Below are 19,086 nucleotides of genomic sequence, written 5' to 3'. Positions count from 1 at the left end.
GTTCCCATGACCGATACCGGAGCGCGCCGCGATTATCGCGACACGTTAAATCTGCCCCGCACCGACTTTGCGATGAAGGCCGAGCTGCCCAAGCGCGAGCCCGACCGCGTTGCCTGGTGGGAGCGCCAACGCTCGTACGAACGGCGGCTCGAACGCAACGCGGCCAACGCGCGGTGGACGCTGCACGACGGTCCCCCGTATGCCAATAACGAGCCGCATATGGGCGGTTTCTTCAACATGGTCCTCAAGGACGTGTTCGTCAAGGTTGCGTTGCTCGAAGGCAAGTACTCGGCGTTCGTTCCCGGCTGGGACATGCACGGTCTGCCGATCGAACTCGAAACGCTAAAGCATCTCGGCATCACGGATTTCCATGCGATCGATCCGGTCGAACTGCGCCAACGGTGCCGCGAGCGGGCCATCTACTGGTTCGAACGGCAACGCGACATTCGCATCCGGATGGGCAACTTCGGCTTATGGGAACGGCCGTACCGCACGATCGAGCCGTCGTACGAAGCGACGATCGTACGCGTGCTGGCGGATCTCGCCGAGCGCGAGCAGATCTATAAAGGCTTGCGTTCGACGCTGTGGTGCGTGCACGACGAAACGGCGCTGGCCGAAGCCGAGATCGAGTACGAAAACAAAACGTCGCCGTCGATCTACGTGCGTTTCCCAGCACGCGGCGAACAAGTGCGCGAACTGGAACGACGCTTCGGTACGCCGCACGACGACGCTCCGCTTTCGATTCTTATTTGGACGACGACGCCGTGGACGCTGCCGGCCAACGTCGCCATCGCGTTGCGCGCCGACGCTACGTACGGCATGTATCGCGTACACGGCGAGCGGTTGATCCTTGCTGCCGCGCTGGCCGAACGCACGTTGGGCGAGCGATTCGCATCTGCCGAACTGCTGGCGACGGTCGAGGGATCGCAGCTCGAACGTGCCGCCGTGCGGCATCCGTTTGAGGAGCGCGATTCATTGCTCGTCCTCGGTGCGTACGTCGAGCTCGAAACCGGAACGGGTGCCGTGCATACCGCTCCCGGCCACGGCGCCGACGACTTCGAAACCGGCGGTCGCTACGGACTAGCAATTCTCAATCCAGTCGACGCTGCCGGCCATTTCACGCAAGCCGCGGGCAAATACGCGGGCGAGTTTATCTTCGATGCGAACGACCGCATCGTCGAGGATTTGCGCGCGACCGGCGCACTGTGGAGCGTCGAAGCGTACGAGCATTCGTATCCGCATTGTTGGCGTTGTCACAATCCGGTAATTTTCCGCGCCACGGCACAGTGGTTTATTTCGATGGACCGCAACGAGCTGCGCCAACGGACGGTTGCGGCCATCGAAGACGTGTCGTACGTTCCCGAATGGGGACGCACGCGACAACGCCAAATGATCGAAACGCATCCGGAATGGTGTATCTCGCGCCAACGCACGTGGGGAACGCCGATTCCCGCGCTGATCTGCCGCGCGTGCGGGCAGTCGGTGCTCGATCCCGGCGTCGCGCGTCGCGCCGCGGATCGGTTCGAAGAAGCGGGCGCCAGCGTCTGGTGGACCGATCCGGTCGAAACCTATCTTCCCGCCGGCTTTGCCTGTCCGCATTGCGCGGGCGGCGAGTTCGAACTCGAACGGAACATCGTCGACATTTGGTTCGAGTCGGGCGTCTCGCACCTGGCCGTGCTCGGGCGTGACGGTTTGAACTGGCCGAGCGACGCCGTGCTCGAAGGTGCCGATCAATACCGCGGCTGGTTTCGCAGTTCGCTGATTACCGGCGTTGCGATCGAGGGTGGCGCGCCCTATCGACGCGTGATCAATCACGGCTGGGTCAATGACGAGCACGGCCGGGCGATGTCCAAATCCACCGGCACCGGCATCGGCGCGCGTGAGGCAATGGAACGCTGGGGCGCCGACGTGTTGCGCTTGTGGACGGCCTCGGTGGAGTTCGTCGACGACGTGCGTTTCGGACCCAACGTCGTCGATCAAATCGGTCGCGTGTATCGCAATCTGCGCAATCGAATCCGATTCTTGCTCGGGAACGTCAACGATCTTCCGAACGATGCGATCGTTCCCCGCGATGCGATGGAGCCGTTCGACCGCTTGGCGTGCGCGGTCGCAGACGCGTTCGCCGGAGGCGTCCGACGCTCGTACGATGCCTTCGCGTTGCATGAGGCGTACCTGCAAATCGTCGAGTTCGAAAGCGCCATGTCGAGCCTCTACTTCGATGCGCTCAAGGATCCGCTGTATTCTCGGGCACGCCACGATGCGCGCCGGCGCAGCGCGCAGTCGGCGTTACTCTACGTACTCGAGCGGTTGCTCGTCGTTCTTGCGCCGGTGCTGTCGTTTACGGCCGAAGAAGCGTGGCAGTCGCTGCCCGAAGCGTTGCACGGCGATGCTGTCAGCGTGTTCGACCTCGAACTGCGTGACGGCGATCCCGCAGATCCCGCGGTCGGGCGGTGGCAGCAACTGCGCGAGCTACGAGCGCGCGTCGCCGCATCGCAATCCCCGCGTGACTTCGAAGCCAGGGTCCGGCTAGGTGCGCCGGCTCAGAGCTTCGACTGGCTTGCATCGCTGGGCGACAATCTGCGCGAAGCCTTGGTCGTTTCGGACGTCGAACTGTTCCGATCCGAGGGCGAGACGGAGAGCTTCGAATTACTTGCCGCCTCGGGTGAGAAGTGCGCGCGCTGCTGGAAATTCCGGCGGCTCGGCTCGGACCCGGCCAATCCGCTGGTGTGTTCCGACTGCGCCGAGGTACTTTCCAGCCTCGATCTGTGATTTTTCCGCCGCGGCTGCGAATAACCGCGGTAGATGGACGAACGCCAGGGCCGCTTCGAGCGGCTGATCGAGGAGCACCGCGGCATTCTCTATACGGTTTGCCGCTCGTACTGCGCCGACCGTAACGAACGCGAGGATCTCGGTCAAGAGATCGTCGCGCAGTTATGGCGCTCGTTCGAGCGTTACGACGATCGGTATGCGTTCTCAACGTGGATGTACCGCGTGGCGCTGAACGTCGCGATCTCGTACCGCCGGCGCATGCGCCGTCATACCGAACACATGCTGTTCGACGATGCCGCCATCGATGCGGCGGTGCAGCAAGAACCGCAGAATGCGGACGACCTAACGGCGCTGCGTTCGTTTATCGAAGAACTCGACCCGCTTCCAAAAGCCCTGATGCTGCTCTACCTCGAGGGGTATCCGCATCGCGAGATCGCCGAGACGCTCGGTATCAGCGAGAGCAACGTCGGGACGAAAATCAACCGCATAAAGTCGGAGCTGCGATGCCGCTTCGACCAACAACTAAGAGAGGATCGCTTGTGAACGGAGATCGCATGGAGGAACGTTTCGAGAGAGCTTTCGAGCGCTGGTTGCAGCAGAATCGCGACCACGGCCGCATCGTTGTGGTCGATCGCGGAGCATTGCACGCGCTCAGCAGTAACGGAGTTCGCGGACCGTTGCGCTGGTTCCAAGCCGGACTCTGGGCCGAGCTCGCACTGTCTATTTGTACGGTCGCGTGGCTCGGAAATGCCGCCGCGGAGTGGGTGCACGAACCGGTCGCGTTCGTATCGGCTGTCGTGCTGGACGTGTTTGCGATCCTGCTGTTGATCAACCTCGGGATGCAAATCGCGACACTGCGTTCGATCGACTACGCCGGTCCGCTTGCGCTCGTGCAATCAGCACTGGAACGTTTGCGGCTGCAGCGTCTGCGAGCGGCACGCGGTGTTTTCGCCTTCGCGTTACTAGCGTGGGTGCCGCTGACGATCGTCGGGTTGCATGCCGTTTTCGGCGTCGATGTATCGGCGACGCTCGACCGCACCTGGCTATTGGCGAACGTGGCCGCCGGTGTGGTGTTCGTTCCGGTCGCGGTCTGGATCTGTCGATTACTCGAGACGCGTGCCGGCTCGAACGCGGCATGGCAGTACGTGCTTCGAACGATCTCCGGCAGCAACTTGACTGCCGCATTCGGGGCGCTCCGTTCGGTCGAGGATTTTACAAGCGAAGCGCCTTAAGGGATCTGCAGCACGAGGCCGGCCCCGACGTATTGAAAGCCGAGAGCCGGGCTCGCGATGAACGAGTGGCCGTACTCGACGTCGAGTTCGAAATTCGTGCCAAGCAGTTGCTGGACGCCGGCATCGGCAAACGCGCGACCGCCCTCGACCGCGGCGATCTTCGAAACGTAGACGTATTCGGCATAGAGTTGCGTGTTGGGTGCCGGGCGGGTCGTAGCGACGAACGACGGCGTCGTGACGCCGTACCGCGCGTGCGTTCCGTCCGGCGCGAATCCGCCGGTGCTCGCGACCGCGATCGTCGTGCCGAGTCCGGTCGCCTCGCTCAACGCGTAGGCGACGTCGAGGTTCCCAGTGATGGTCGCGTTGCCGGCCGTCAGAAACGTGGATCCGGTGGGCGGCGTGTACAGACCATCGATTCCAACGATCCAACGTTTGCTCGCCGCCAGTTCGTATTTCGCGCCAACGCCCGAATCCGTGACGCCGGCCGTGCGCGCGATCGGTGTCACCGCGTCGTAGGCTCGCGTCGCGACGTAGTTCGGGCCGATCACATCGACCTCAAAACGTGGCGCAACGCCGATGCGCGTGAACGCCTGCGGCACTTGCGAGGTAACGCTACCGGTTTGCGGGGATCCGGTCGTTTGGTTTTGATACCCCAGTTCGAAAACGGCGGTTCGCGGCGCGACCGCGCACGCGGAATAGCCGATCGTCGGCCGGTTGGCGGTCGACAGCAATCGACCGTGTCCGCCGCACTGATCCGCAGTCGGTGATGGTGCCGGTGAAGGCGTCGACACCGGCGACGATTGTGCCATCGCCGCACATGGAAGCACCGCGAAGAGCGCGCAGGCGAACCAGGTGCTCGCCCGGCTCATTCGCGCGACGTTACTGCAGTGCGGCGAGAACCGCGCGGGCCGTGCTTGCCGTCGATTGCGGATTTTGCCCGGTCACCCACGTGCAGTCGACCTCCACGTGATCGCTCCACGAATCACCTTCGATGACGTTCGCGCCTTGTTCGCGGAGTTTGGACGCCAGTAAAAACGGCATGCGATCGACCAACCCCGTTTCGCGTTCTTCGGCGTCGGTGAAACACGTCATGCGCCGCCCGGCCACGAGCGTTGCCGGTTCGCCCGCGCGGATGGCGTCGACGAACGCAGCCGGACCGTGGCAAATGGACGCGATGATCTTACCCTGCGCGTCGAACTCGCTCAACAACGATTTGAGCGGCGCCGATCTGGCCAGATCGAACATCGCACCGTGCCCTCCGGGAATGTAAATCGCTCCGTATTGCATCGCGTCGCCGGCCTGATGCACCATGAGGGTCGTCTGCAACGCGGCGACCGCTTCGGCGTCGCTGTCGTCGTTTTTGCTGCGCGGATCGATGGGTATCACCCCGCCGCGCGGGCTGACGGTCGTGATAGCGCAGCCGCCGTCGCGAAAAATCGCGAACGCGTGGGCGTATTCTTCCAACCACAATCCGGTCGGATGGTCCGAATCGATTTCGGAATGGCTCGTAACGACGCAAAGAATATTCGGCAAGACGGCTCCTTTAGGCGGGATGGTTGGTTCTGCCCAAGAGCGACTCGGCCAAAACGCGCCATCGACCGGCGCGGATCGCCGTGCGGGCGTCGCGCATGAGGTCGTTGAGAACCGTCACGTTATGCTCGGAGAGCAGGCGTGGCCCCAGCATCTCTTCGCTGCGGAAGAGATGCGCGAGATATGCGCGGCTGAATCGAGCGCAGACCCGGCAGCCGCAGTTCGGATCGAGCGGGCCAAAATCGTCGCTGTACCGTGCGTTAAAAATGTTGAAATGACCGTCGCGCGTCATCGCGCGACCGGTGCGTCCGCAACGGGTGGGATACACGCAGTCGAACAGGTCTACGCCAGCGTCGACCGCTTCGATTAAATCCGTTACCGTGCCGACGCCCATCAGGTAGCGCGGCTTGTTCTGCGGTAATCGCTCGGCGGTGAATCGCGCCGTCGCATACAGCTCGTCACGCGTCTCGCCCACCGATAAACCGCCGATGGCGTACCCTGGGAAATCGAGCTCGACGAGCTCGCGCGCGCTGCGCTCGCGGAGCGTACGATCGAGACCGCCCTGTACGATGGCGAACGCCGCGGTCGGTCCATCGTTTGCACCGGGGGCCGAACGGCGGGCCCACCGTGTTGTTAATTCGACCGCACGCTCCAGCTCGGCATAGCTGGCCGGCAGTTTGGTACACACGTCCAGCACCATTGCGACGTCGACGCCGAGCGCGCGCGAAAACGCTATGACGCTCTCGGGAGTGAAGCGGTGCTCGCTACCATCGATGTGCGATCGAAAGGTGACGCCATCGTCGTCGATCGTGCGGCGGCCTTCCAAGCTAAAAATCTGAAAGCCACCGGAGTCGGTGAGGATCGGGCCGTCCCAGCCCATGAAGCGGTGCAATCCACCGGCGGCCTCGAGTACGCGCAGTCCGGGTCGCAACCACAAGTGATAATCGTTGGCCAGCACGATCTGCGCGCCGGTCGCGTGCAAGTCGTCGGGTGTCAACCCTTTAACGGTGGCGGCCGTGCCGACCGGCATGAAACAAGGAGTCTCGACGACGCCGTGCGTCAGCGCGAGCGTACCGCTGCGCGCGCTACCGTCGACGGCGACCAGCGTAAAATCCGCCACGTTCGCCCTAGCGTTCGACGGCGAGTGCCTCGCGCGTGCGCTCGTACTCCGCCGGCGGATCGACTTCGAACGTCATCGCTTCGCCGGTGCGCGGGTGCGCGAACGAGAGGCGGCGGGCGTGCAATGCTTGACCCGGCAGCTCGCTGCGCGAATCGGCGCGTCCGTAGATGCGATCGTTGACCAGCGGATGACCGAGTGCAGCGAAGTGCACGCGAATTTGGTGCGTCCGCCCCGTTTCGAGCCGGAACGACAATTCGGCGTTGCGCGAAAATCGTTCGATCAGCTCGTAGTGCGTGACGGCGGCCTTTCCGTTCGACACGATTGCGAACTTGAGCCGATTATGAGGGTCGCGGCCGACCGGACCGTCCAACGTGCCCCGCGCATGATCCGGAATGCCGGTCACTAACCCGACGTATTCACGACCGATGCGGCGCGCTTTCATCGCAATCCCGAGCGCCGACAGCGCCGGCTCGTTTTTTGCCACGACCAGCAGGCCGGATGTGTCGCGATCGAGCCGGTGCACGAGTCCGGGGCGGACCGAACTGCCGGGCAGCGGCGTTCCGAGATAGCCGAGCAGTGCGTTGACCAACGTGCCGTTGGGAGAGCCGTGCGCGGGATGCGTCACCATGCCGGCCGGCTTGTCGACCACGATGAGATCCTCGTCTTCGTACACGATTGGAACGTCGATCGATTCCGCCCGAGCGATGGGCCGTTCGGGCTGAGGAACGTCGTATACGACGACATCGCCTTCTTCGAGGGTGCGGCTCGCTTTGACCGGCTCGCCGTTCACGGTAACGTCGCCACGTTTAATCGCGGCCGCGACGGCGGCGCGCGATGCGGTCGCTAGGCGCGCGACGACGACGTCGGCGCGAAAGCCCGCTTCTTCAGCGCTGACGGCGTGTTGCAAACGACGAAATAATCAATAACGCGACGGCGACGGTGATGCACGAATCGGCGACGTTAAAAATGTTGCCCCACCATGGAAAGACGAAGACGTCGATGAAATCGATGACGTAACCGTAGTGCACGCGATCGATGATGTTGGCGATCGCGCCGCCCGCGATCATGCCGAACGCGATGCGCACCATCAGCGATTTTGCGGCGGCTTCGCGGAAGCTGTACCAGAACAGGACGAGCACGACGATCGCCATTCCGATCAGCAACACGGAGTTGCTGCCGAACAGCCCGAACGCGCCGTGCACGTTGCGTTCGTACGTCCACCGAAGCACGTGCGGAATAATTAAACGGCTCTGACCCGGCATGAAGTTTTGCACGATCAAACGCTTCGTGTATTGATCGAGCCAAAGGGTCGCGATCGCGACGATCGCGATCGTCAGCGCTTGGACGAGGCTAGAGTTTCGGTTGCGGGACAAACTGATAAAACCATCCTGCGACGTTGAGAAATGCGTTGTTGACGAGTATGAGTCCGACGACGACCAAGAAAGCGCCGGCCGCAAACTCGATAATCGGAAGAGCGCGTTTAATTTTGTTGAGGATCGGCAGCACGAATCCGATCGCGGCTGCAGTCGCCAAAAATGGGACGGCCAATCCCAGCGAGTAGGCGGCCAACAGGAGTGCCGCCTCGCCGTTGCGCTGTTCGGAGGCGATGGCTAAAATGCCCGCGAGGATCGGTCCGATGCACGGCGACCAACCCGCTGCGAACGCCATTCCGACGATCAGCGAGGTCCACAACGTTCGTCGACCCGATTGCTGAACGTGCGCGCGAGCGTCCATCATCAGGAACGGAATTTGAATGATGCCCATCATGTGCAGACCGAGCACGATCACGATCGCGCCGCCGATCTGTGCCACCAGCACGCGATGCGCGTTTAAGACGCCGCCGGCTAAGCTGGCACCTAATCCGAGCGCGATGAACACGATGCTGAATCCGGCCACGAAGGCCAACGCGAGCGCCATCGTGCGACCGCGAGCGGCGGCCGTCGTCGCCGATTTGAGGTCTTCGAGACTTTCGCCGGTCAGCAACGAGAGGTAGGCGGGAACCAGCGGGAGGACGCACGGCGAAACGAAGGAAACGAAACCCGCCACGAAGGCGATCCAGACGGTAATATGCGGCGCGGAACTCATGCGTCGAAAAAGGTTATCCCGTCGTCCGTTTAAGGCCTCTCATTGATGACTCACTGGTTTACCTATCCGACAAATATCGACCCGGTCGCGATTCACCTCGGGTCGCTAAGTATTCACTGGTACGGAATCGCCTATCTCGTCGCGTTCGTTTGCGTCTACCTATGGATGAGCCGGCCGGCCGGACGCCGCCGCTTGGGCTTGACCCGCGAGCAGATACAAGACTTCTTATTCTACGGATTGATCGGCGTGCTCGTCGGCGGACGCACGTTCTTCGTCATCAACGACATCATCAGCCGCCACGACGCGAGCTTTTACTTTTCGAACCCGATCAATTTCATCGCGGTATGGAACGGTGGCATGGCGTTTCACGGCGGATTGATCGGCGTCGTCATCGCGATCGTTTTTTTCTTACGCAAGCATCCGGGATTGCGCTTTCGAGTCCTGGGAGACGAAGTCGTCGTTATGCTGCCGCTGGGAATAACACTAGTACGCCTCGTGAATTTCATCAACGACGAACTGTGGGGCAATCTCTGCATACCGGACCGCGCGTGGTGCATGATCCCCAAAGACACCGCGGCGTGGCCGCCGCTGAACTCCTATCGCCATCCGGCACAACTGTACGAAGCCGTACTCGATCTATTGACGTTGCCGTTGTTGCTGCTCGTCTATCGCGCTAAACCGAAAGACGGCGTCGTGGCTTGGACGTGGTTCACCGCCTATGGCATCACGCGCAGCGTCGCAGAACTGTGGCGCCAGGCCGACTTCACGTTCCTGGGCATCACCGGCGGACAGCTATACGCCTTACCCATGATCTTGATCGGCGTCATCGGAATCGTCTACTGCGCGACTCGGCCCGGTCCCAGAACCGAAGGCGACGCCGTCCCCGTCGCCGCCCCTACCACCTCGCAGTGAGCCGCGACGCGGCGGCCGCGCTGGCGGCGCTGCGCTCGGCGATCGAGGATGAATTGGCTCGTAACCACCGGCCGGCCGGCAGCGTCACGCTCGTCGGCGTGGCTAAACGTCAGCCGCTCGACCTCGTCGCCGAGACGATCCACGCCGGGCTGGCCGACGTGGCAGAGAACTACCTGCAGGAGGCGCAGGAGGCGTTTGCGGCGCTCCCTCCCGTCCGCCGGCACTTCATCGGTCATCTTCAGACCAACAAGGCGAAGGCGGTGGCGGAGCTCTTCGACGTGGTGCAGAGCGTCGATAGCAACCGGGCAGGCTTGGCGCTCGCCAACGCAGCCGAGCGGATCGGCAAACGCGTCACCGTGCTGCTCCAAGTCAACATTTCCCCGACCGAGCGATTCGGCTGCTCGCCCGAGGAAGCGCCGCGCCTCGCCGACGAGCTGCGCGCGCATGCCGCACTGCACTTCGACGGCGTCATGGCGATCGGGCCGCTCGCCCAGTCTCGCGAAGAGATTTCTCGCGCTTTCGCTCTGGCCGCCAAGACGTTTGACCGCGTAGGTGGAACAACGCTCTCCATCGGTATGTCCGGCGACTGGCGTGAAGCCGTGCGAGCCGGATCGACGATGGTGCGGGTGGGCACGGCTTTGTTTGGCGGGAGGATCTCAGCGTGAGCATGTTCAGTAAAATTGGTTCGTTCTTCTCGATTCGCGACGACGAGGACGATCCGTATGAAGAAGAATCCGACGGTCGGGTCGTCCCGATCTCACAGGCCGGCCGTCGCGCCGGCACGGAAGTCAGCGTGTATTCTCCGCGCAGCTTCCAAGACGTGATGGAAGTCGCTAACTCGCTGCGCAACCGGCAAGTGGTGATCGTGAACTTGCAGAACGCCGATCGCGCGTTGCTGCAACGCGTCGTAGACTTCGCCTCGGGCGTTGCCTATACGATCGACGGCAAGATGCAGAAACTCGCCGAGGCAATCTATCTGATCGTTCCGGCCGGAATCGTCGTCAACGCCGCCGGCTTACGCGAATCGATGATGACCGACGGCACGCTCGATTTTGTATCCGGCCGAGGATAGCATGCAAAAGATAACGCCGATCGATATCCAGCACAAGAGTTTCAAGAAGGCGCTTCAAGGTTACGATCGCACCGAAGTCGATGCGTTCCTCGACGAGATCATCGAAACGCTCGAAGACGGCGCGCAGCACCAAGCCGCGCTCGCAGCCGAAGCCGCCGATCTCAAAGAGCGCATCAGCCACTTCAAAGCCATGGAAGAGTCGCTGCAAAACACGTTGGTGTTAGCGCAGCGCACGGCCGACGAAACCAAAGCATCGGCGCATAAAGAAGCCGACCTCATTCGCGAGAAAGCGCGACTCGAAGCCGAGCGGGAAATCGCCAGTTACAACGACGCGATCGGCGATATCCGTCGCGAACATCAGCGCACCGTCGAAGCGAGCGAAAAAACTCGAACCGAGTTCCGTAATCTGCTGGCGACGCATCTCGCCCTACTCGAAAAAGGCGTTTTGCCGACGCCGCCCCCGGAAGCTGCGCTGCCACCGCCATCGACTGCATCGGGCAATGGTGAGGCGCCGCCGAGCGACGACACGACCCGTATTACGGTTTACTAACACTTTTTCGTGAAGCACACTGTCGCAGTACTGGCCGGTGACGGCATCGGTCCGGAAGTCGTTGCCGCTGCGGCCGGAATTCTGCAACTCGTGCGTCCCGACATCGACTGCGTCGAAGCATTGGCTGGGGGCGCCGCTCTCGAGCGCACCGGCAACGCGTTGCCGCCCGAAACGCTCGCGCTGTGCGAGCGCAGCGCGGCGGTGCTGTTCGGCAGCGTTGGTTTACCGCAATACGACGGCAAGCCGCTCAAGGAACGGCCCGAATACGCGCTGTTCGTCCTGCGTCGCGACTTCGAGCTGTTCGCCAACATACGGCCCGTGCGCGTTTTCGAGGGCCTCGAAGCGGCTTCGTCGCTCAAACCGGAGTTGGTACGAGGTCTCGATCTGGTGGTCGTGCGCGAACTCACCGGTGGCATTTACTTCGGCACGCCCAAGGAACAACGTTGCGTCGATGGAGTGGACGAAGCGATCGATACGATGATCTATCGAGCACCCGAAGTCGAGCGCATCGCGCGCGTCGCGTTCGAGTTGGCACGCTCGCGCCGAGGACGCTGCACCTCGGTCGATAAACAAAATATCTTGGAAACGTCGCGACTCTGGCGGCGCGTCGTAAGCGGTCTTGCGAGCGAGTATCCGGATGTAACGCTCGATCATTTACTGGTCGACAATGCCGCGATGCAACTCGTACGGCGTCCAGGTGACTTCGACGTGATCGTAACCGAGAATATGTTCGGGGACATTCTCTCCGACGAGGCGGCGATTTTGACCGGTTCGATTGGGACGCTTCCGAGCGCGAGCCTCGGAACGCGCGAAACCGAAACAGGACGGTTCGGACTGTACGAGCCGATCGGAGGTACCGCGCCCGATATCGCCGGCCGTGGTGTCGCCAATCCGACCGCGGCGATCCTGTCCGCGGCGATGCTGCTGCGTCACAGCTTGCGCGATGAGGATGGCGCTACGCGAATCGAGACCGCGGTCGAAACCGCCTATGCGCAAGGCGCGCGCACGGCCGATGTCGCGGCCGGCGGCCCGGCGCTGTCGACTTCGCAATTTACCAACGTGGTCGCAACCCTCTTATGAACGGAGCGAAGGTGATATCAGCCCCGGCCCGCATCGCGGCGATTGGCGCTTGGGCGCCTGCCGGACTGCTCACAAACGCGGATCTTGAGGGCATGGTCGACACCAGCGACGAGTGGATCGTCCGGCGCACCGGCATCCGGCGTCGCCATCGCGTCGGCGAAGGCGAGTACGCCAGCACCGTCACCTTCGGAGCGATCGACGATCTGTTCGCGCATAATCCGCAATACACGATCCGCGACGTCGACTTCATCATCGCCGGCTCGTCGACCGCCGATTATGCATTCCCGAGTATTTCCGCACTCGTACAGGCGCACTACAAGATGCCGCTGACGGTTGGTGCGGTAGACATCAGCACGGCCTGCGCGGGGTTCACCTACGGTTTGAACTTAGCGGCGGGCTTGGTCGCCTCCGGACAAGCGGAGCGCGTACTCGTCTGTGTCGGCGACGCGTTAACGCGCACGATCGATTACACCGACCGCGCGACCTGCGTGCTGTTCGGCGACGGTGGCGGGGCGGCGCTGGTCGAGCGCTCGGAGAAGCCGGCGATCTCCGGTATGTATGCCGGCTCCGACGGAACTGCCGGCGCATTTTTATATCGCACCGCGGTACGGCAAGAAGTAAACGGCAAGATCGATTCGTCGCGGCTGGTGCGTCAGGAAGGCGCATCGATCTATCGCTGGGTGATGGAGAACATTCCGGCGGCGATCCAGGCGGTATTGGATCGCGCGGGTCTGACGTTGCACGACATCGATTGGTTCGTGCCCCACAGCGCCAACGCGCGCATGATCGAAGCACTCGCCCATCGGCTGCCGTTTCCCATCGAACGCACGCTGCTCAGCATCGAAGAATACGGCAACACGTCCGGCGCCAGCATCCCGTTGGCATTAACGCCTGCGGTGCGCGACGGACGCGTGCGTCCGGGCGATAAGCTGTTGCTGATGGGTTTCGGCGGCGGTCTCGTGCTGGCCGGAAACGTGGTGATCTGGACCGCCGGATAACGCCGGCGACAAATCGGACACACGGCGTTCATACACCGCCGCTATCGTAGGCGGTATGGATGCTTTGGATTGGGCCGGAAGCGCGATGCTGGCGGCGCGTACGCGCCTCGATATCGCCACACGCAATCTCGCGAATGTATCGAGCGACGGCTTTCGAAAGCTCACGGCGCGCGGTGTGTTGACGTCGAACGGCGCGCGCGTCGACGCCGAGCGCTCGAGTCAACGCGGCGGCATCCGGCGTACCGGCCGCGACTACGACCTGGCAATCGTCGGCCCCGGACATTTTTCCGTACGCGATGCCGCCGGGCGAGTCGTTGAAACGCGCTCGGGGTCCTTCGAGCGCACGCTTCGGGGAACGCTGGTCGATGCGCGCGGGCGAACGCTGCTGAGTGACGCCGAACCGTTGATCGTGCCGCAAGGCGCCACGATCGACGAACGCGGGCGCGTGCTGGCGGGCGACACCGATACGCATCGAACGCTGCCACTGCCGCACGACTCGACGGTGCGGGCCGGCTTCCTCGAAGAGTCGTCCGTCGATCCGATCGCCGAAATGGTGGGAATCGTCGACGCATCGCGCTCATTCGAAAGCGCACAGAAAGTGGTCGGCGCGATCGACTCGCTCCGTCAAAAAAACGCATCCGACGTCGCGCGCGTTCGATAGAGGCCCGAGATGGATCGCGCATTATCCGCGGCCGCAACGGGCATGGCCGCACAACAACAAAATCTCGACACGATCACAGATAACTTAGCAAACAGCGACGTCGCCGGGTTCAAAGGCCAAGTGCAGCGATTTGCTGAGTTGACCGCGCCCGGCGAAGATGGGAGCGGTACGATCGCACTCGGGCCGCAGGTCGTGCTGTCGCAGGGAAAGCTGGAGAAATCGAACGGGCCGTTCGACGTTGCGATCGACGGCCCGGGGTTTTTCACGGTCGCCGACGATCGTGGCAAACGTTGGTATACGCGCGATGGCCAGTTCGCGCGCGCGTCCGACGGCACGTTGCGAAACGCGCTCGACATGCGCCTCGACGGCGTGCGTGTCCCGGCCGGCGCATTGTCGATGAGCGTTGCGGGAAACGGTCGCGTGACCGCTACGATGGCGCATGGAACGCAGGATATCGGACGGATACGCGTTGCCGAATTTGCTGCGCCGGAGCGGCTTCGCGGCGCCGGCGGTTCGCTGTTCGCGGCGACCCCCGAATCGGGGCCCGCGCGCTTCGTCGAACTAGGAACGGAGAACGGTCCGAAAGTGCGGTTCGCCACCCTGGAGCGCTCGAACGTTTCGATTGTCGAGGCGATGATGCAGATTCTGTCGGCGCAACGTGCTTACGAGGCGAACGCAAAAGGCGTCCAAGCCGCAGATGAAATGCTACGCATCGCCAACAACTTGCAGCGCGGGTAGCTAAAACCAACATCGAGAACTCGGGCGTCATGATCGCGCTGAGGCCATGGACGACCGACGATTGTTGGGTGCTGCATGCGACCCTCGGAAACCCCGCAATGATGCTCCATCTGGGTGGCATAGAATCGGCAGAGCAGATCGAGCGGCGCCACGCGAGATTCGTAAGCGGCCGCGACATGTTCACCGTTTGGGAAGGTGACGCCGTTGTCGGGTCGGTGGGTTTTTGGGAGCGCTCGTGGCTCGGCGAAGACGTCTACGAAACCGGATGGATGACGCTTCCGCAGTACGCCGGGCGGGGACTCGCAACGAAAGCCGCATTGGAAATCGTCTCGCTCGCTCGCAAAGAAGCAAAGCGCCGGTTCCTCCACGCGTTTCCGAACGTCGACAACGCCGCTTCCAACGCGGTGTGCTGCAATGCCGGGTTTACGAATGTAGGCGAGCATAGGGTCGAATATCCGAAGGGGCATTGGATGCGCTGTAACGACTGGCGCATCGACTTGCGCGATAATCACTGACGCGCGGGCAACATTTGGGCGATAAACGCGCGCTAGAATCGCGGCATGACCATCGGCATCGTACTCGAAGCGGCGCTGCTGACGCCGGTGCTGCAGACGGCGTTCGGACCGTCGGACCCGCTCGGCGGATATGGCGCGACCCTGCTCGCGCAATCGGTCGCTCAACGCGACGATCGTTTCGCGCAACTCGTCGACGGCGCGCTCGGAGCCGCACCGTGACCGTCCTCGATGCGACAGATCGTGAAGAACGCGTCCGGCAAATGTTCCCGCTCGTCAAACGGATCGCTCGCCGTGTGAAGCGCTTGGTTCCGGGTTTCGACCTCGAAGATTTGGTCGGCGACGGCAGCATCGGATTAATTCGCGCGGTAGACTCGTACGATCCGGCTCGCGGACCGACCGCAGTGCAATATGCTCGGCGCTTGATCGCCGGCGCGATGCTCAACGGCATCCGGCGGATGGATCCCGTCTCCGAGCGCGCCAGACGGACGGTTCGCGAAGGCGAAAACGTGCGGTATGCGCTGGCGATGACGAACGGCGAGTTGCCCAGTGCGCGCGAGATGGAAGCGCGCAAGCCGGGGTACTTGCGTGCGATAACGGCGGCCTATGTAGGCCAGCCGCTGTCGCTGGATGCCCCGCTGCCGATCGGCGAATCGCTCGCCGGCGATTGGAGCGGAGATCCGGCCGGGATTAGTGAGCGGCGTACCGAGCGCGCATCCCTGAACGCGCTCGTCCGTGCGTTACCTTCCCGTCAGCGCGACGTCGTGTTGCAGCACTACGTCGAAGGGGTCTCGCTGCGGAAGATCGGCGTGCGGATGGCGATCTCACCTCAACGCGTTTCGCAGCTTCACTTGGCGGCGCTCGCGAAACTGCAAGCCGGTGTACTCGTTGCGTCGAGTCGATCCTGAAGAACGCGCTCCGCATCTGCCGGCCGTTGCCGTTGCGGCGCCCGAGCCGGTCGTCGCGGCGATTGCGGAAGAACGAGACGTTACCGATCTTCCGCGGGAGCATCCCGCCTGGGTGCGCGACGCCGTCGCATTGTCGCGCCGGGCTCGCAGTGTGGTCGCGCGTTTGCGTCCGGCGGTCTTTCGGGTCTTGTCGTTCTGGGACCATCGCGTTCGTTCGATCGCCGTCGGAGGGCGGCGCCTGCGCGTCGATGCGAGCGGTAGTTATGCGATCGACGTTTGATCGTTGTCGGATGATTCCGAGACACACGCGTAGTCGTGGTGGGGAACGTTCCGAACGTCCAGGTGGCTTCGCCGTCATGACGGGGCGGTACGTCAGCGGAGGTGCGCCGCGAATGCGACGGCTACTGTTGCGGATCCAATGAGGGTGAACCAGACCATCGCTCTTGCGAGTATCGCTACGCCGCGATCTTCGGTTACTAAACGCTCGTCCATTCGGAGCAGCCTCCCTGTTTCGGTGCGCTCCTTATGTTTAATCACATATTACTGATAACGGTCTGGACATCTGCAGTGATTTCGCTGAGAAATACAAACGTTGGCGCTTTGTTCGCCAAGCGCGCGACGACCGTAGTCATCGTTATGCGCGAAGGTCGCGACCCGTCATGGCTTCGGGAACGTCGACGCCCATCAGATGCAACAGCGTCGGCGCGACGTCGGCTAAGCGTCCGCCGGATGCAAGTGCGAAGTTCGATTCGTTGCCTACGATGACGAGCGGAACGCGGTTGGTGGTGTGCGCGGTCAACGGATTTCCGTCTGCGTCGATCTTCTCTTCGGCGTTGCCGTGATCGGCCGTAATCACGAGCGTTCCTCCGGCCGCCAATACCGCGCGTGCTAAACGATCGATGCAATCGTCGAGGATTTCGACCGCGCGCACCGTCGGCTGCCATTTACCGGTATGCCCGACCATGTCGGCGTTCGCATAGTTCATCACGATCGCATCGTAGGTTCCGCTCTCGATCGCAGCGATCGCTTCGGTCGTAATTTCATTCGCTCGCATTTCCGGGGCGAGGTCGTAGGTCGCAACCGAACGGTCCGACGGCACCAGCCTACGCGTTTCACCGGTCAATTCGCCTTCGCGGCCGCCGTTGAAAAAATAGGTAACGTGCGCGTACTTTTCGGTCTCGGCTAGGCGCAGCTGGCGAAGCCCGTGTGAAGCAAGTACGTCGCCGAACGTGTCGTACTGCGGGCGCGGGCCGAACAACACCGGGTTTTTGTAATGCTCCTCGTACTTCGTCATCGTGGTAAAGTACAAATCGCGAAATTCTTTGGGTACGAACGCTTCGAACTCGCCGTGCCGGTAGGCCGGAGTTCCGGCATCGATCGCGCTCGTCAACTGACGGGCACGATCCGGGCGAAAGTTGAAGAAGACGCACGAATCGCCATCGCGTACCGGACGTGCCGCGCCGACGATGCACGGCACGACGAACTCGTCGTCTTCGCCGCGCGCGTACGCGGCATCGACCGCCTCTGCGGCGGTGGCGGCATGGTGGGCCGCATTGCCGTGGACGAGCATATCGTATGCCATTCGCGTGCGGTCCCATCGCTTGTCGCGATCCATCGCATAGAAACGTCCGGACACGCTCGCGATTGCGCCTTGCCGGCCTCTGCCGGCGAGTTGTTCTTCGAGCCGCGCGACGTAGGTTTGCGCGGAACGCGGCGGCGTATCGCGGCCGTCCAGAAATGCGTCGATCGCGACCCGCACGCCGGCGTCCACCGCCGCGTCGATGAGCGCGAACAGATGCCCGAGCGAGCTGTGCACGCAACCGTCCGATAGCAACCCCATCAAGTGTAGCGTTCCGCCGGTACGGCGTACGTGCTCGATCGCCTCAGTCAATACCGGATTGCGGCCCAGCGCGCCGGACGCGACGTCCTCGTCGATGACGACCAACCCTTGCGGAACGACGCGGCCGCTGCCTAAATTCAAATGGCCGACTTCGCTATTGCCCATGATTCCCGCGGGCAAGCCCACGTCGACGCCGGAAGCTTCCAGCGTGGTGTGAGGATAGCGCGCTAGGAGTGCGTCCCAATGCGGCGTTGAGGCTGCGTCGATCGCGTTGCCGCGACCGGCGTCCGCGCAACCCCAGCCGTCGAGAATGGCGAGGACCAGGGGGCGATTCGCTGTCACGCTCGGCGAATTAAATCTGCGAAGCCGCGGGGGTCGAGCGACGCTCCGCCGATCAAGCCGCCGTTGATGTTCGGTTTGGCGGTGTAATCGGCGACGTTGGCGGCCTTCATGCTGCCGCCGTAGAGAATCGGCGTTTCTTCTAAGCCGGGAACCGCGTTGCGAATCAGGTGCATCATCCGATCGGCTTCGTCTGGATCGCAGTTGTTGCCGGTGCCGATAGCCCATACCGGCTCGTACGCCAGCGCGATGCGTTGTAGCGATTCGTTGGGGATTCCGGCGAGCGCGGCGCGCGTTTGGTGAACGACGCGTTCGTCTGCCGCGCCTGCGGCACGTTCGGCAGCCGTTTCTCCGACCGCGACGACCGGCAGCAGTTGCTGCGCGAGCGCGGCGTGCAATCGCAAATTGACCGTTCGATCGGTTTCACCGCATGCCGCGCGCCGTTCGGAGTGCCCGAGGATCACCCACGTTACGCCGAACTCTTCGAGCATCGGTGCGCTAATTTCGCCGGTGTACGGGCCTTCCAACTCCCAATGCATCGTTTGGGCGCCGAGCAGTACGCGCGAGCCCGCGAGCCGGGCCGAGGCGGCGGCAAGCGCCGTGAAAGGGGGAGCGAGCATGACGTCGACGTGCGGCGGCGTTTGTTCGAGTTCGGCCAACAATACGTCGAGATAGGCCATCGTATCGGCGGCTGTTTTATGCATTTTCCAGTTGCCGGCGACGATCGTACGCGGCACGCG

The 19,086-nt window shown here is 62.7% G+C and carries 23 protein-coding genes; 15 read left to right on the top strand and 8 right to left on the bottom strand.

Annotated features, from left to right (window positions below; translation table 11 throughout):
- Positions 1-6: 6 nt before the first annotated feature.
- The 3 genes from ileS to VGF98_09745 are packed head-to-tail and all read left to right on the top strand — an operon-like array spanning position 7 to position 4,001.
- Positions 7-2,769, top strand: a complete 2,763-nt coding sequence (gene ileS / locus VGF98_09755) for an isoleucine--tRNA ligase (protein HEY1681909.1) — start codon at positions 7-9, stop codon at positions 2,767-2,769.
- Between the two features lie 33 nt (positions 2,770-2,802).
- Positions 2,803-3,312 (top strand): sigma-70 family RNA polymerase sigma factor, encoded by a 510-nt coding sequence (locus tag VGF98_09750; GenBank protein ID HEY1681908.1) that lies wholly within the window; start codon positions 2,803-2,805, stop codon positions 3,310-3,312.
- 11 nt (positions 3,313-3,323) lie between these two features.
- Positions 3,324-4,001 carry a hypothetical protein gene (locus VGF98_09745; GenBank protein HEY1681907.1) on the top strand — a complete coding sequence of 226 codons (678 nt, stop codon included), beginning with the start codon at positions 3,324-3,326 and terminating at the stop codon, positions 3,999-4,001.
- On the opposite strand, the gene VGF98_09740 is transcribed toward VGF98_09745, so the two are convergent.
- The 6 genes from VGF98_09740 to VGF98_09715 are packed head-to-tail and all read right to left on the bottom strand — an operon-like array spanning position 3,998 to position 8,736.
- Complete coding sequence (locus tag VGF98_09740) at positions 3,998-4,870, bottom strand: hypothetical protein (GenBank protein HEY1681906.1); 873 nt, start codon at positions 4,868-4,870, stop codon at positions 3,998-4,000. The genes VGF98_09745 and VGF98_09740 overlap by 4 nt on opposite strands.
- Before the next feature lie 10 nt (positions 4,871-4,880).
- Entirely contained in the window at positions 4,881-5,534 is a 654-nt protein-coding gene (locus tag VGF98_09735; protein HEY1681905.1) for a type 1 glutamine amidotransferase domain-containing protein, read from the bottom strand.
- Positions 5,535-5,544: 10 nt separating this feature from the next.
- The gene (gene tgt, locus VGF98_09730; GenBank protein HEY1681904.1) at positions 5,545-6,651 is read right to left on the bottom strand and encodes a tRNA guanosine(34) transglycosylase Tgt; all 1,107 of its coding nucleotides are present in this window, start codon (positions 6,649-6,651) and stop codon (positions 5,545-5,547) included.
- Between the two features lie 7 nt (positions 6,652-6,658).
- On the bottom strand, positions 6,659-7,558 hold the full coding sequence (locus tag VGF98_09725) for an RluA family pseudouridine synthase (GenBank protein HEY1681903.1): 900 nt from the start codon (positions 7,556-7,558) through the stop codon (positions 6,659-6,661).
- Positions 7,536-8,024 (bottom strand): signal peptidase II, encoded by a 489-nt coding sequence (gene lspA / locus VGF98_09720; GenBank protein HEY1681902.1) that lies wholly within the window; start codon positions 8,022-8,024, stop codon positions 7,536-7,538. The genes VGF98_09725 and lspA overlap by 23 nt, the downstream gene beginning before the upstream one ends.
- On the bottom strand, positions 8,002-8,736 hold the full coding sequence (locus tag VGF98_09715; GenBank protein ID HEY1681901.1) for a cytochrome c biogenesis CcdA family protein: 735 nt from the start codon (positions 8,734-8,736) through the stop codon (positions 8,002-8,004). The genes lspA and VGF98_09715 overlap by 23 nt, the downstream gene beginning before the upstream one ends.
- Before the next feature lie 45 nt (positions 8,737-8,781).
- Between VGF98_09715 and lgt the strand changes: the two genes are divergently transcribed.
- The 12 genes from lgt to VGF98_09655 are packed head-to-tail and all read left to right on the top strand — an operon-like array spanning position 8,782 to position 16,447.
- Positions 8,782-9,648, top strand: coding sequence for a prolipoprotein diacylglyceryl transferase (gene lgt, locus VGF98_09710; GenBank protein HEY1681900.1), 867 nt, complete (start codon positions 8,782-8,784; stop codon positions 9,646-9,648).
- A complete protein-coding gene (locus tag VGF98_09705; GenBank protein HEY1681899.1) occupies positions 9,645-10,313 on the top strand; it encodes a YggS family pyridoxal phosphate-dependent enzyme in 669 nt (222 codons plus the stop codon). Before lgt ends, VGF98_09705 begins: the two co-directional genes overlap by 4 nt.
- Before the next feature lie 2 nt (positions 10,314-10,315).
- Positions 10,316-10,720, top strand: a complete 405-nt coding sequence (locus VGF98_09700) for a cell division protein SepF (GenBank protein ID HEY1681898.1) — start codon at positions 10,316-10,318, stop codon at positions 10,718-10,720.
- Position 10,721: 1 nt separating this feature from the next.
- Positions 10,722-11,270, top strand: a complete 549-nt coding sequence (locus tag VGF98_09695; protein ID HEY1681897.1) for a DivIVA domain-containing protein — start codon at positions 10,722-10,724, stop codon at positions 11,268-11,270.
- A 9-nt stretch (positions 11,271-11,279) separates the two neighbouring features.
- Entirely contained in the window at positions 11,280-12,350 is a 1,071-nt protein-coding gene (leuB, locus tag VGF98_09690; GenBank protein HEY1681896.1) for a 3-isopropylmalate dehydrogenase, read from the top strand.
- A complete protein-coding gene (locus tag VGF98_09685) occupies positions 12,347-13,348 on the top strand; it encodes a beta-ketoacyl-ACP synthase 3 (protein ID HEY1681895.1) in 1,002 nt (333 codons plus the stop codon). Before leuB ends, VGF98_09685 begins: the two co-directional genes overlap by 4 nt.
- Positions 13,349-13,403: 55 nt before the next feature.
- The gene (locus tag VGF98_09680) at positions 13,404-14,009 is read left to right on the top strand and encodes a flagellar basal body rod C-terminal domain-containing protein (GenBank protein ID HEY1681894.1); all 606 of its coding nucleotides are present in this window, start codon (positions 13,404-13,406) and stop codon (positions 14,007-14,009) included.
- A gap of 9 nt (positions 14,010-14,018) precedes the next feature.
- A complete protein-coding gene (locus tag VGF98_09675; protein HEY1681893.1) occupies positions 14,019-14,747 on the top strand; it encodes a flagellar hook-basal body protein in 729 nt (242 codons plus the stop codon).
- A 29-nt stretch (positions 14,748-14,776) separates the two neighbouring features.
- Positions 14,777-15,262 carry a GNAT family N-acetyltransferase gene (locus tag VGF98_09670; GenBank protein HEY1681892.1) on the top strand — a complete coding sequence of 162 codons (486 nt, stop codon included), beginning with the start codon at positions 14,777-14,779 and terminating at the stop codon, positions 15,260-15,262.
- Positions 15,263-15,307: 45 nt separating this feature from the next.
- Positions 15,308-15,481: a hypothetical protein gene (locus tag VGF98_09665; protein ID HEY1681891.1), complete on the top strand. Its 174-nt coding sequence runs from the start codon at positions 15,308-15,310 to the stop codon at positions 15,479-15,481.
- On the top strand, positions 15,478-16,167 hold the full coding sequence (locus VGF98_09660) for a sigma-70 family RNA polymerase sigma factor (GenBank protein HEY1681890.1): 690 nt from the start codon (positions 15,478-15,480) through the stop codon (positions 16,165-16,167). Before VGF98_09665 ends, VGF98_09660 begins: the two co-directional genes overlap by 4 nt.
- On the top strand, positions 16,139-16,447 hold the full coding sequence (locus VGF98_09655; GenBank protein HEY1681889.1) for a hypothetical protein: 309 nt from the start codon (positions 16,139-16,141) through the stop codon (positions 16,445-16,447). The genes VGF98_09660 and VGF98_09655 overlap by 29 nt, the downstream gene beginning before the upstream one ends.
- Before the next feature lie 354 nt (positions 16,448-16,801).
- Here VGF98_09655 and gpmI read toward each other — a convergent pair whose 3' ends face one another.
- Positions 16,802-18,349 (bottom strand): 2,3-bisphosphoglycerate-independent phosphoglycerate mutase, encoded by a 1,548-nt coding sequence (gene gpmI, locus VGF98_09650; GenBank protein ID HEY1681888.1) that lies wholly within the window; start codon positions 18,347-18,349, stop codon positions 16,802-16,804.
- Positions 18,346-19,083, bottom strand: coding sequence for a triose-phosphate isomerase (gene tpiA / locus VGF98_09645; protein HEY1681887.1), 738 nt, complete (start codon positions 19,081-19,083; stop codon positions 18,346-18,348). The genes gpmI and tpiA overlap by 4 nt, the downstream gene beginning before the upstream one ends.
- Positions 19,084-19,086 lie beyond the last annotated feature (3 nt).

This window comes from Candidatus Tumulicola sp. (genome assembly GCA_036490475.1).
Lineage (GTDB): Bacteria > Vulcanimicrobiota > Vulcanimicrobiia > Vulcanimicrobiales > Vulcanimicrobiaceae > Tumulicola.
This window is presented reverse-complemented; position numbering and strand designations above follow the sequence as displayed.